At 67.3% G+C, this 12,708-nt stretch carries 11 protein-coding genes; 8 read left to right on the forward strand and 3 right to left on the reverse strand.

The annotated features are described in order from the left end of the window. The first annotated feature begins 7 nt into the window (after nucleotides 1–7). The 4 genes from WKR98_RS23845 to WKR98_RS23860 are packed head-to-tail and all read left to right on the forward strand — an operon-like array spanning nucleotide 8 to nucleotide 3,838. Nucleotides 8–295, forward strand: coding sequence for a Bug family tripartite tricarboxylate transporter substrate binding protein (locus tag WKR98_RS23845; RefSeq protein WP_341434854.1), 288 nt, complete (start codon nucleotides 8–10; stop codon nucleotides 293–295). Continuing rightward, the gene (locus WKR98_RS23850) at nucleotides 289–993 is read left to right on the forward strand and encodes a Bug family tripartite tricarboxylate transporter substrate binding protein (RefSeq protein WP_341434855.1); all 705 of its coding nucleotides are present in this window, start codon (nucleotides 289–291) and stop codon (nucleotides 991–993) included. The genes WKR98_RS23845 and WKR98_RS23850 overlap by 7 nt, the downstream gene beginning before the upstream one ends. A gap of 45 nt (nucleotides 994–1,038) precedes the next feature. Then, complete coding sequence (locus WKR98_RS23855; protein WP_341434856.1) at nucleotides 1,039–2,433, forward strand: MmgE/PrpD family protein; 1,395 nt, start codon at nucleotides 1,039–1,041, stop codon at nucleotides 2,431–2,433. A 13-nt stretch (nucleotides 2,434–2,446) separates the two neighbouring features. Continuing rightward, the gene (locus WKR98_RS23860; protein WP_161567866.1) at nucleotides 2,447–3,838 is read left to right on the forward strand and encodes an MmgE/PrpD family protein; all 1,392 of its coding nucleotides are present in this window, start codon (nucleotides 2,447–2,449) and stop codon (nucleotides 3,836–3,838) included. Nucleotides 3,839–3,868: 30 nt separating this feature from the next. Here WKR98_RS23860 and WKR98_RS23865 read toward each other — a convergent pair whose 3' ends face one another. Next, complete coding sequence (locus tag WKR98_RS23865; RefSeq protein WP_124690291.1) at nucleotides 3,869–4,756, reverse strand: LysR family transcriptional regulator; 888 nt, start codon at nucleotides 4,754–4,756, stop codon at nucleotides 3,869–3,871. 130 nt (nucleotides 4,757–4,886) lie between these two features. Here WKR98_RS23865 and WKR98_RS23870 point away from each other — a divergent pair, with 130 nt between their 5' ends. The 4 genes from WKR98_RS23870 to WKR98_RS23885 are packed head-to-tail and all read left to right on the forward strand — an operon-like array spanning nucleotide 4,887 to nucleotide 10,737. Beyond that, entirely contained in the window at nucleotides 4,887–5,855 is a 969-nt protein-coding gene (locus WKR98_RS23870) for a Bug family tripartite tricarboxylate transporter substrate binding protein (RefSeq protein WP_161567865.1), read from the forward strand. 16 nt (nucleotides 5,856–5,871) lie between these two features. Next, nucleotides 5,872–7,935 (forward strand): hydantoinase/oxoprolinase family protein, encoded by a 2,064-nt coding sequence (locus WKR98_RS23875; protein ID WP_341434857.1) that lies wholly within the window; start codon nucleotides 5,872–5,874, stop codon nucleotides 7,933–7,935. 31 nt (nucleotides 7,936–7,966) lie between these two features. Next, complete coding sequence (locus WKR98_RS23880; protein WP_341434858.1) at nucleotides 7,967–8,971, forward strand: fumarylacetoacetate hydrolase family protein; 1,005 nt, start codon at nucleotides 7,967–7,969, stop codon at nucleotides 8,969–8,971. Next, nucleotides 8,968–10,737, forward strand: coding sequence for a hydantoinase B/oxoprolinase family protein (locus WKR98_RS23885; RefSeq protein ID WP_341434859.1), 1,770 nt, complete (start codon nucleotides 8,968–8,970; stop codon nucleotides 10,735–10,737). Before WKR98_RS23880 ends, WKR98_RS23885 begins: the two co-directional genes overlap by 4 nt. Before the next feature lie 15 nt (nucleotides 10,738–10,752). Here the strand turns inward: WKR98_RS23885 and WKR98_RS23890 are convergent, their stop codons facing one another. After that, nucleotides 10,753–11,079, reverse strand: a complete 327-nt coding sequence (locus WKR98_RS23890; protein ID WP_341434860.1) for an NIPSNAP family protein — start codon at nucleotides 11,077–11,079, stop codon at nucleotides 10,753–10,755. 34 nt (nucleotides 11,080–11,113) lie between these two features. Further along, the gene (gene betC / locus WKR98_RS23895) at nucleotides 11,114–12,697 is read right to left on the reverse strand and encodes a choline-sulfatase (RefSeq protein WP_445936152.1); all 1,584 of its coding nucleotides are present in this window, start codon (nucleotides 12,695–12,697) and stop codon (nucleotides 11,114–11,116) included. Nucleotides 12,698–12,708 lie beyond the last annotated feature (11 nt).

Here is a 12,708-nt window from a genome sequence, read left to right on the forward strand (position 1 = left end):
ACACATCATGAAGACCCACCTACGCACGATTCAAACCCTGTTCGCCGCGGCCGTACTGGCCGTACTGGCCGCCGGGGCGCCGGCCCACGCGCAGGACTATCCCAGCCGGCCCGTCAGCCTGGTGACGCCATTCCCGCCGGGAGGCGCGGCCGATGTGGTGATCCGCCTGATGGCCCAGGAACTGGGCAAGGAAATGGATGCGACCTTCATCGTCGACAACCGCGCGGGCGCCGGCGGCGCCATCGGCACGAGCTACGTGGCGCGGGCCCATCCTGACGGCTATACGTGTTGCTGACATCGTCCAGCACGATGTCGATCAACCCGCACCTGACGGCCAAGCGGCCATACGACCCGTTCACCAGCTTCACGCCCATCTCCCTGGTCGGCTATGCCACCAATGAACTGGTGGTGACGAGCACGCTGCCGTACAAGACCGTCGGAGACGTCATCGCCGCCGCCAAGGCCGCGCCGGGCAAGATCGCGTTCGGCTCCAACGGGGTCGGTACGCTCAGCCATCTGATGGGCGAGATGTTCATGCAGCAGGCGGGCGTGAAAATGCTGCACGTGCCCTACAAGGGCGCGGCGCCGGCCGTGGCCGATACCGCCGCGGGCCAGGTATCGGTGCTGTTTTCCAACTACGCCAGCGTGGCGCCCATGGTCAAGTCGGGCAAGCTGCGCGGCCTGGCCATCACCAGCCTGAAGCCAACGCCGCTGGCGCCGGGGCTGCCCACCATTGCCGAGTCCGGCCTGCCGGGTTTCGAGGCCAACCAGTGGTGGGGCCTGTGGGGGCCGGCCGGCTTGCCCAAGGAAGTCGTCGACAAGCTCAATGCCGCGGCAACCAAGATCCTGACCAGCCCCGAGGCCATCAATCGTTTCAATGCGGAAGGGGTGGACCTGCTGAGCGGCACGCCGGCCGATCTGACGGCCTATCTGCGAGTCGACTACGATCGCTGGGGCAAGGTGGTCAAGGCCGCCGGCATTTCGCCCGAATGATGTTCCGCGCCGTCCCTTTCCGTCCTGCCGCCTGAAGTCCCTGCCATGAACCCAGCCCAATCTTCGTCCATTGCCGTCACCGACGAGCTGGCGCGCTTCGCCGCCGCGCTCGACTGGGAGACGGTGCCGCCGCATGTCCAGGCCATCATGCCGGTGCTGATGATCGACATGTTCCGCGCGGCCGCGGTGGGAAGCGACAAGCCCTGGACACGTGCCGTCGGGCAGGCCTTCGGTTCGGCCAGCGGCGCCGACTGCGCCAGCCTGCTGTACGCGGGCCGGCGGGTCGAGGCCGGCCGCGCCGCCTTCATCAACGGCACGGCCGCCGGCGGCCTGGACTGGGACGATTCCCACGTTGCCGCCATCATCCATCCCGGCGTATGCATCTGGCCGGCGGCGCTGGCCACGGCCGAGATCGCCGGCGCCAGCGGCCGCGAGCTGCTGACCGCGGTGCTGGCCGGCTACGAGGTGGCCATTCGCGTCGGCATGTCGATCCAGCCCGAGCATTCGCTGCGCGGCTTCCAGGGCACGCCCACGTGCGGCGCGCTGGGCGCGGCCGTTGCCTGCGCGCGCCTGTTCCGGCTGCCTGCCGAGCGCCTGCGCGATGCGCTGGGTATCGCCGCCACCTTTGCCTGCGGCCTGTCGCAGTTCTTCGTGTCAGGGTCCGACATCAAGCGCTTCCACGCCGGCAAGGCGGCCGCCAACGGCATCGAGGCCGCGCTGCTGGCACGCGCCGGATTGACCGGTCCGCGCGACGCCATCGAGGGCAGCCAGGGATTCGGGCGGGCTTTTTCCGACCGCTTCGACCCGTCTACGGCGGTCAAGGACCTCGGCCGGCATTTCCCCACGGAATGGGTCTCGCTCAAGCCGCATGCCGGCAGCGTGCGCATGCAGGCCGCGATCGAAGGCGCGGCGATGCTGGCGCGCGCCGGCGCGCGGGTCGAACAGGTGGCGTCGATGGAGCTGGGCGTGCATGGCGCGATGATGAGCAAGCTGGCAGCCAACAGGCCGGTCGACTACCAGCAGGCGCAACTGAGCACGCCGTTCGCCGCCGCGATGGCCGTGGCGCTGGCGCCTGGGCGCGAAGGCCCGTTGACGCTGTCGGTCGACGATTTCGAGCAATATCTGGACGACCCCGCCATCCGCGACCTGTCGGCCCGTACCCGATGCGTGGTCGATGCCAGGGTCGAGGCATTGACGACGGCCGAGGCGGTGCCGGCGCGCGTCACCATCACGATGAAGGACGGCAGCCGGGTCGAGCAATTCGTCGAACACCCGAAGGGCTGTCCGCGCAATCCCATCACGGCCGACGAAGTCGTGCAGCGGTTTGCCGCCATCGCCGCGCCGCGCTTTGGCGCCGGTCCGGTCGATGCCTGGCTGGAACAGGCCCGCCATCCCGAACGGCTGGCGTCGGTGGCGCCGTTGTTCTCGCTGCGTGGATGAATCAGGAGCAATCATGGAAAGACCGGCCCCGACGCTGGAACTGGCGTCATTCGCCGCCGCGCTGACCTACGGACGGCTGCCGACGCCCCTGCGGTCCGCCTTGTTCGAATTCGCGCTCGACTACCTGCGCGTCGCATCGCTGGGCGAGCGCATGCCCTGGAGCCAGTGGGCGCGCGACTATGTCCGGCAGACCGGCGGCCTGGGCAAGGCGCCGGTGTTGTTCTCTGACCAGCGCACGGATCCGGCCAGCGCCGCTTTCCTGAACACGGTCTATGCCGGCAGCATCGATGCCGACGATACGCACGTCGGTGCGATGCTGCATCCCGGTTGCATCGTTTTTTCGGCGGCTCTGGCCATCGGCCAGAGCCGGGGGTTCGCGGGCGAGCGCATGCTGGCGGCCGTGGTGGCCGGCTACGAGGCGATGATCCGCATCGCGCTGTGCATCCAGCCCAGCCATTTCAAGCGGGGTTTCCAGAGCACGGCCACCTGCGGCGTGTTCGGCTCGGCGGTCGCGGCGTCGGCCTTGCTGTTCCCCGGCGACGCGCGCCGCATCGCGCAGACGATGGGCCTGGCGGCATCGTTCAGTGGCGGGCTGGTGCAGTTCTTCCATTCGGGGTCGACGGTCAAGCGTATCCATGCCGCCCAGGCGGCGCGTTCCGGCGTACATGCCGCCTTGTTGGCCGAGGCCGGTTTTTCGGGCCCGCTCGACATCCTTGAGGGGCAGGACGGCTTTGCCCGCGCATATGCCGATCAGATCGATTTCGCGCCGCTGTCCGACCGGCTCGGCTCCGTCTATCGGATGACGGAGGTATCGATCAAGCCGCATGCGTGCAGCGCCCGCGTGCTGGCGGCGGTCGAGGCGGCGGTGGACCTGTGCCGCGAGCACGATGTGGCGGCCGGCGACATCAAGGCCGTCACGCTGGGCATTCCGCGCGTCATCCAGGGCCGCCTGACCGGCAATGCGCCCGCCAGCCTGCAAGGCGCGCAAATGAGCGCACCCTTCAGCGTGGCGCTGGCGATCCGCAAGCGGATCCGCAGCGAGGTCTACGCGCTGAACATCGACGATTTCGAGGCAGGCCTGGAGGATCCCGTGGTGATGGGGCTGGCCGCCAAGGTCGAGTGCGTGATCGACGACGAGGCCGAGCGCGCCAGCACCGCCGAATCGGTCGGGGCCCGCGTGACGCTGGCCTTGCGCGACGGCCGGCGCGTGAACCGGTTTGTCGCGGCACCGAAGGGCTCGGTGTCGCGGCCCTATTCACAAGAAGACCACGTGATGCGTGTTCGTGCCGAACTGGCGCGGCGCTATACGGAACCCGAGGTTGACCGGCTGGTCGACCAGGTGCGGGGCTTGCCGCAGGCGAAGGACGTCGGTGTGCTGGCGCCGCTGGCGGCCGGTCGCAGATAGCATCGAGCCGCAGCGTCAGGGCATGCGCTGCTACAGATTCGCCGAAACGAAATCGAGGAAGGCGCGCGTCTTGGCGGGCATGAGCCGCGTCGCCGTCAGCGCGTAGGCCGACACCGGCGGGGCGCTCCAGTCGTCCAGCACGCGCACCAGACGGCCTTCCTGTACGTCCTGCCGGCACAGCTTCTCGGGAAGAATGGCGAGGCCACCACCTGCCTGCACGACCTGGCGGATGATGCCGACGCTGTTGAACGACATGGTGCCTCCGACCATGACCTCGATGCGCCGGCGGCCGCTGCGCAGCCGCCAGACGCCCTGGTTGCCGACGTGGTCGATGCGGGTGCCGAGTACGCAGGTGTGGGTCGACAGATCCGCCGGTACGGCCGGTTCGCCGTGCGCCGCGAGATAGGCCGGCGAGGCGTAGACGTACATCGGGATGTCGGCCAGCTTCCTGGCCGTCAGGCCGGAGTCGGCCGGTTCTCCGAAGCAGATCGCGATGTCGCAGTTTTCGCTGACGGGGTCGACCGGGCGCATGGTGAAGTCGAACTCCATGTGCAGTTCCGGGTGTTTCGCGGCAAACGCGGGCAGGTTGTCGATCAGGCGCAAGGCGAAACTGGTGGGGATCGCCACGCGCAAGTGTCCCTGGACCCGGTGCCGGGCGCTGAGCAATTCGTCGTGGGTGGCTTCCAGTCCTTCGAGCAGCGTGCGGCATGACGCGTAATAGTTCATGCCTTCCTCGGTCAGTTGGACGATGCGCGTGGAGCGCTTGAGCAGGCGCAGCCCCACGTCCCGCTCCAGCTCGCGGATGCGCCTTGAGACGGTGGACTTGGGCAGGTCCAGCGCGGATGCCGCCTTGGTGAAACTCCTGGCCTTGGCCACTTCGACGAATACCGCGACATTGCGCAGCAGTTCGGGCTTCATCGGTGCTCCTGGATTGTGCCGTGTATGGAACAATTATTTCCAAAAGACCCGATTGAATCAATTCGCTGATTCGCTGAATATCTGCCCCATACCCATGGCCGCACGCAGACGGCGCACAAGGAGACATCCCATGAGTTCTCGCAGAGCGTTGCTCGCACTGGCCGCGCTGGCGGCGGTGCTGCCGGCCGTGGCTTCGGCTCAGGCCTATCCCTCGCGCCTGGTGCGGATCGTCATCGGCGTTCCGCCCGCGGGCGTGCAGGACCTGCTGGCGCGCGGCGTGGCCGAGCGGTTGTCCAAGGCCTGGGGCCAGCCGGTCATCGTCGAGAACCGGCCCGGAGCCACCGGCAGCATCGCCGGCAATCAGGTCGCCAAGGCCGAGGCGGACGGTTATTCCATTCTCATGAGCACGGCCAACAACATGGAAGCCGCGCCGCTGCTGCAGAAGAACCTGCCGTTCGACCCGGTCAAGGACTTCATCCCGGTGGTCGGGCTGGCCCAGGTCCGGTCGGTAGTCTCCATCAGCAACGGCATTCCCGCCAACGACGTCAAGGAACTCGCCGCGCTGGCGCACAAGCAACCGGGTACCCTCAACTACGGAAGCTGGGGCGTCGGCAGCGTCGCCCACCTCGACGCCGCCGCCTTCGCCAAGGGGATCGATGCCGAGTTCTCGCACATTCCCTACAAGGGCGGCAACGAACTCATGCTGGCGCTGGCGTCCAATCAGGTACAGATGGCGGTGACCACCGTCAGCACCGCGCTGCCGCTGGCCAGGCAGGGCCGCATCAAGACCATCGCCTACACCGGCAGCCAGCGGTCCAAGCTGCTGCCCGATGTCCCGACGCTGGCCGAACTGGGGTACAGCTTCGACCGTCCGAGCGGGGTGTTCTCGTTCTACCTGCCCGCGGGCACGCCCAAGGCGATCGTCGACAAGCTTGCCGAGGACACCGCCAGGATCGTCGATGCGCCGGCGTTCGCCGAAGAGTTCCTCGATATCAACGGCATGGAAGCCTATCCCTATCGCGGCGCCGAACTGGCGAAGCAACTGGATGCCTCGCGCAAGAACTATCTCGCGCGCATGAAAGACCTCAAGATCGACTGAAGAGAGCACGCCCGCAATGAGCCACCCTTCCGAGTCCGCGGCGCCATCGGCGCTGCGGGTCGCCGTCGACATCGGCGGCACGTTCACCGACCTGGCCGCGGTCGACCCGAGTACCGGCGAACGCTGGTTCGCCAAGGCGTCGACCACGCCCGACGATCCGTCGCGCGGCATCCGCGACTGCCTGGCCAAGTTGGGCAGATCGCCCGAGGAGTTCGAGACATTCGTGCACGGCACCACGCTGGTCATCAATGCCTGCCTGGAAAAGAAGGGCGCGCGCACGGCCCTGATCACCACCGACGGCTTTCGCGATGTCCTGGAGATCGGCCGGGGCAACCGGACCGAATCATTCAATTACCTGTTCAAGCGCCATGAACCTTTCGTGCCGCGCGAGTTCCGGCTCGAAGCGAACGAGCGCATGGGCGCCGACGGCAAGGCCGTCGTGCCGCTGGACGAGGCGCAACTGCGCGAGGTACTGGCCGAGGCCCGGGACAAGGGCGCCGAGGCCATCGCCATCTGCTTCCTGCATTCCTATCGCAATCCCGAGCACGAACGGCGCGCGGCCGAGATTGCCGCCGAGTGTGGCGACTGGTTCGTGACGGCATCGCATACGTTGTCGCAGGAGTACCGCGAGTATGAACGCACGTCCACGGTGGTGCTCAACGCCTTCGTCGGACCCAAGGTCAGCACCTACCTGGGCAAGCTCGAGAGGCTGCTGGCCGAAGGCGGCTTCAAGGGCCGGTTTTTCCTGATGGAGTCGAACGGCGGCGTGGCCGACGTCGCGACCGTCAAGCGCCTGCCCGTGCTGCTGATGGAATCGGGGCCGGTCGGCGGGATCGCAGGCGCGATCAAGCTTGGTGAAAAGTTGGGGCGGCGCAATCTGATCACCTTCGACATGGGGGGCACGACGGCCAAGAGCGCACTCGTGCAGGACGGTGTGGTCAGCTTCGATTCGCTGTACTACGTGGATGGATTCGAGCACGGCTATCCGCTGCAGACCTCGGTGGTCGACATGGTCGAGGTGGGGGCCGGCGGCGGCAGCATCGCGGCGATCGACGAGCTTGGCGCGCTGCGCGTGGGGCCGTGCAGCGCCGGCGCCTATCCGGGGCCGGCCGCCTATGGCCTGGGCAACGACCAGCCCACCGTCACTGACGCCAACATCGCGCTCGGACGTCTGGACCCCACGCGCTTTCTGGGCGGGGAGATGAAGATCGACGGCGACCTGTCCATGAAGGCGCTCCGGAATCTGGGCGCGAAGCTGGGCTATGACGCCCGCACGATGGCCGCGGGCATCATCCGGATCGCCAACGTGACGATGTCGGGCGCGTTGCGCCGCGTCTCGATCGAGCGTGGCAAGGATCCGCGCGACTTCACCCTGGTGGCCTGCGGCGGCAATGGCCCGTTGCATGCCGCCGAGCTTGCCGAGGAACTGGGCATCCGGACGCTGCTGATTCCCAGCATGCCCGCGCACTTCTCGGCGTTCGGCATGCTGTACGCCGATGCCCGTTACGATGCCTCGCGCACCTGGACTTGCGACCTGCCCGAGCACGGAGCGGAGGTTCCCGGCCTGGCCGATGTGCTGCGCACGCTCGAGCAGGGCCTGGCGGGCACGGTAGCCGAAAAGCTGGGGGCGTCGCGCGAGATGCGGTTCGAGAACTATGCCGAGATGCGCTATCGTGGCCAGGACCAGACCGTCAAGGTGCGCCTGCTGGACGACCTGAGCCCGGCCGCGCTCCAGCGCGGCTTCGATCAGATCTATGCGGAACGCTACGGCCACGTCAGTCCCATACCGGTGCAGATCGTGTCGCTGCGCGTGAGCTGCCAGGCGGCGCTGGGAGACGGGCAGGATGCCAGCGTGCCGTCGGCGCGCGTGCACGAGGCGTCCACCTCGCGCCAGGTCTACTCGATTCAGGCCGGCGACTTCCAGACTTACGCCGTGCACCGCCGCGGTGGCATGGCTGCTGGTGCGTCCTATCCCGGACCTTGCCTGATCGAGGACCACGCGACCACCACGCACGTGCCGCAGGGATGGAACGTCAGGCTGCTCGAGGACGACGTGCTGGAGATGTCATGGAGCGAATGAGGTTCGCGCGACAAGGCCGCCGGGAATTGCCATGAAAATCGCCAAATACGGAAGCGGCCGAATCGCCGCCGTCGTCGGGGAACGGCTCGTCGACCTGAACCGCGCCCGTTCGGCACAGTTGCGCGGGGCCGACAAGGGCGAGGTGCCGGCCGATCTGCTCGATTTCATCAAGGCGGGCCCGGCGGCGCTCGATGCGGCTTACGCGGCCTTGAACTTCGTGCTGGCCGAAGGGCCGGCGCCGCGCGCCACGGCGGACGGGCCGCTGGTCATGGACCTGGCCGCCACGCCATTGCTGGCGCCGCTGCCCAGCCTCGGCTCCAAGCTGATCTGCATGGGCCGCAATTTCGCCGGGCACAGCAAGGCGGCGCAGAAAGCCAATGCGGAACGTGCCGCGGCGGGCGACACGCGGCCGCAGATGCCGGCCAGCGCTCAGATTCCCAAGCGGCCCGCCGGTTTCATCAAGTTCGCCGACACCGTGGTCGGGCCCGACGAGCCGGTCCTCTACCCATCGCGCACCCGCAAGCTGGACTACGAAGTCGAGATCGCCCTCATCATCGGCGCGCAGGGCAAGGATATTCCGCGCGAACAGGCGCTGCGCCATGCCTTCGGCTACACGGTGTTCTGCGACTACAGCGCCCGCGACCAGAACAGCGACCTCGAAGACATGAACTGGGTGCGGCACCACAAGAACTTCGATTGCGCCGCCTCGATGGGGCCGTGGATCGTGACGGCCGACGAAGGGCTGGATCCGCACGACGTGGCGATCCGCACGTGGGTCAACGGCGAACTGCGGCAGGACGGCACGACGGCCGACATGATCCACGATTTCGCCCGCATCATCGAGTACTACTCGGTGGACCAGACGCTCTATCCCGGTGACCTGTTCGCTTCCGGCACATGCGAGGGCACGGGCATGGAGAAAAAGGACGGCTCCTGGTTCCTGCAGCCCGGCGACCGCATCGAGTTCGAAATCCCCCGGATCGGGCGCTACGGCAACCCGATCGTCGCGAAACCCCCAGCAGGGAGCCCCGCATGACCGCCATGCCCAAGCCGCGTACCGGACCGGGCGCGCGCCGCGTCGACCCGATCACCCTCGAAGTCATCCGCTATTCGCTGGTGGCGATGATGGACGAGACCGAGGCCAATCTGACGCGTACCGCGTTTTCCACCATCATCCGCGAGTTCAAGGACTACAGCGTCGGCCTGGTGACGGCCAGGGGCGAGACCATCGCCCAGGGCCGCGGCAGCATTCCTTCGTTCGTGGCCGACCTGGGCACGCCCGTGCTCGACGGCGTGGCCATGTGGGGCGACGACCTGCACGACGGCGACTACCTGATCAACAACCACGCGGGCGTCTGCGGCCAGCACCTGAACAACGTCGTGATGTACACCCCGATCTTCGACGGCGGGCGCATCATCGCCTTCTCGGCGCTGCGCACGCACTGGCCGGATGTCGGCGGCGGCTTCCAGGCGCGGCCGGCCACCGAGATCTACCAGGAAGGCATTCAGTTCCGCAACGCGAAGATCTACAAGAACGGCAAGATCGACGTCGAACTCGAACGCATCATCCGCTACAACACCCGGCACTCGGACGAGACCTTCGGCGACCTGGAAGCGCAGATCGCGGGTTGCCAGCTGGCCAAGCGCCGCTTCGAGGACCTGGTCGCGCGCTATGGCTGGGACCAGGTCGAGGCGGCGATCCACGAGTGCTGGGACCAGTCCGAGCGCTACGTGCGCCAGCGCATCCGCCAGATTCCCAACGGCCGCTATTACGCAGAGTCTTTCCTGGACGGCGACGGCATCACCGACGACCCGGTGCCGATCCGCGTCACGGTGGTAGTCGAGGACGAGGACATCACGGTCGATCTCACCGACATGCCGCCGCAGGTGGCCGGGCCGTTGAACTCGGGCGCCACGGGGGGAGGCGAGAGCGCCGCCAAGGTAGCCTTCAAGGGAGCGGTGGCGCCATTCCTGCTTCCCAACGAGGGCGAGTTCCGGCCGTTGAAGATCGCGCTGAAGCTCGGCACGCTGGTGAGTGCTTCGGAAGACGCGGCGATGGGACTCTGGTCGACGCCGATCAAGACGATCATCGACGTGATCCTGAAGGCGTTCTCGCAGGCTATTCCGAACGAGATCCCGGCGGGCAACAACGCGCAGTACGGGCGTGGGCGCGTGCGCGCCCGCTACGCCGGCACGCGCCAGTTCTGGCAGGGCGGCGGCAATACGCTGGGCGGCTGGGGCGCGCACTGGGGCGGCGATGGCCAGTCCGCATTGCACACGACTACCCATGGCGATTGCCGCCGTGTGCCGATCGAAGTGGAGGAAAGCGAGGGCCTGGGCCTGGTCCGGCGCTTCGAACTGGTGACCGATTCCGGCGGGGCCGGGCGTTGGCGGGGCGGACTGGGGACCCGCATGGAGGTGGTGACTCCGACGCCCGCCACGGCGACCCTGGACTTTGACCGCAGCAAGTTCCCGCCCTGGGGCCTGTTCGGCGGCAAGGACGGCATGCCTGGCCATGGCGAGATCCACAAGCCGGGAGAGGACCAGCCCATCACCGGGACGCGGGTGGCGGTGCAGGTACCCGCCGGGACCCGGGTCTGTGCCGCCAACAACGGTGGCGGGGGCTGGGGGGATCCGTTGGAGCGAGAACTGCCGGCCGTCGAATGGGACGTGCGGCAGGGTTATGTCTCGCGCGAGGCGGCGATCCGCGACTATGGCGTCGTGTTCGGCGCCGATGGCGGGATCGATGCGCCGGCGACCGAGCGGAACCGCGCCGCACGCAAGGAGGCCGCCGCGGGTTGACGCCGCAGCGCCGTATCAGCGCATGGCGGAAAACGCCGTCGGTACCAGGATCTGGTTGGAAATGGCGGCGACGATGGGGCCGTTCTTTTCGGTCTCGGCCTTGGCCGCGAGCCATTCGGGATCGCTCGCGAAGGCGTTCCATTTGTGTTCGCGCTCCGCCAGGTTTTCCCATTCCAGCAGGTAGTAGAGGTCCTGGCTGTCCTGGCCGATGTAGACGGTCCAGAAGCCGACCTGGCGGATGCCGTGCCGTTTCCAGAGCGCGAGCGTGGTGGATTCGAAGCGCCGGGCGACGTCCGCAAGGCGGCCGGGCATACAGCGGTAGATGCGAAGTTCATGCAGCATGGCTATTCTCTTTGGGAGTGGTCTGCGGCCGGGTTCAGCGGCGGGAGTCGGGAGGCTTCGGTGCCACGAAAGGATACCTCGCTCTGCCTTTGGCCTCCGTGGCCGATCCGTTCTCGCCGCTGCGCACGAATTGGCGGGAGGCGTCCCGGCGTGGCTCGTAGTCCCAGGGGGGGAACTGCCCGGCCTGGCGGGTGCGCTGGATGAACAATCTCTGTCCGGCGCTCGTCACCATGTCTTTCGCCAGCCGGGCGGTATCCCAATGGCCATGCACCAGCGCATGCAGTTCCTGCTCGATGCGCAGGGTTTCGCCACGGCCCGCAAGATTTCGCGTCTCGTCGGGATCGTCCTCCACCTGGAACAACTGGGGAGGGTCGCTTTCCGCGTAGATGTATTTCCACGGACCGCGGCGTACCATCAGGCAGGGGCCCAGCGCGCCGTCGGCATTCATTTCCGCGAATACCGGGCGATCGGGGCGGGGGCGCTGGCGGCCTTCCAGCCAGGGCAGCAGGCTTTCGCCTTCCATGTCCGACACCGGTTGCAGGTCCCGACCTCCTCCCAGGTCCATCAACGTGGGCAGCAGGTCCAGCAGCGACACCGGATCGCGGACCCGTCCTGGCAGCTGTCCCGGTGTGGCGACGATCAAGGGGATGCGGACCGCGCCTTCGAGCAGCGTCCATTTGTACCAGAGCCCTCGCTCGCCCAGCATGTCGCCATGATCGGAAGTGAACACCACCACGGTGTCGTCTTCCAGATCCATGTCGCGCAACGCCTGCAGGATGCGGCCGACCTGGTCGTCGACGTAGCTGATCATGGCGTAGTAGGCATGGCGCGAGCGCCGGACGTCTTCGGCGTCGACGCGGTACTCGTCGAAACGGTAGATCTCCCGCAGGCGGCGGCTGTGCGGATCGTCCTGCGCAGGGGCCGGTGGCGGCACCCGCGGAGCGTCGATGTCCGCGGGGTCGTACCGGTTCCAGTATTCGTCGGTGATGACGTAGGGATTGTGCGGGTGGGTAAACGACACGGTGAAGAAGAAGGGGCGGCAGGCCGGGTCACGTCCGTAGTCGTAGATGCGCTGGATCGCCCGGGCCGTGACTTCGTCGTCATAGTCCAATTGGAGGCTGCGCCGGCAGGTTCCGGACTCCACGACGCTGCGCAGGTTCAGGCCCGTGGCTGCCACGGGAATCATCAGCCGCCAGTCCGGGGTCCAGCCGAAATCCGAAGGGTAGATGTCGGTCGTCAGCCGCTCCTGGTAGCCGTGGAGCTGGTCGGGTCCGATGAAGTGCATCTTGCCCGCCAGACTGGTGTGATAGCCGAGCGCGCTCAGGTAATAGGCGATGGTGGGCGCGCTGGATGGAAACTCGCAGGCATTGTCGTAGACCCCGAGCCTGGACGGCAGCCGTCCGGTGAGCATGGACGCGCGCGAAGGCGCGCAGACGGGGAAGTTGCAGTAGCAGTTCTCGAACACCGTGCCGCGCGCGGCGAGCGCATCGAGATGAGGGGTCTGGCAGACGCGGTTGCCATACGCGCGAAGCGCGAAGGCGGTCAATTGATCTGCCATGATGTGAAGGATATTCGGCCTGCCGTTCATTCCCGCCTCGTTGTCGTTCTGGTTGCCCATGGTCGTACCTG

Source organism: Pigmentiphaga sp. YJ18, from assembly GCF_038066655.1.
Lineage (GTDB): Bacteria > Pseudomonadota > Gammaproteobacteria > Burkholderiales > Burkholderiaceae_B > Pigmentiphaga.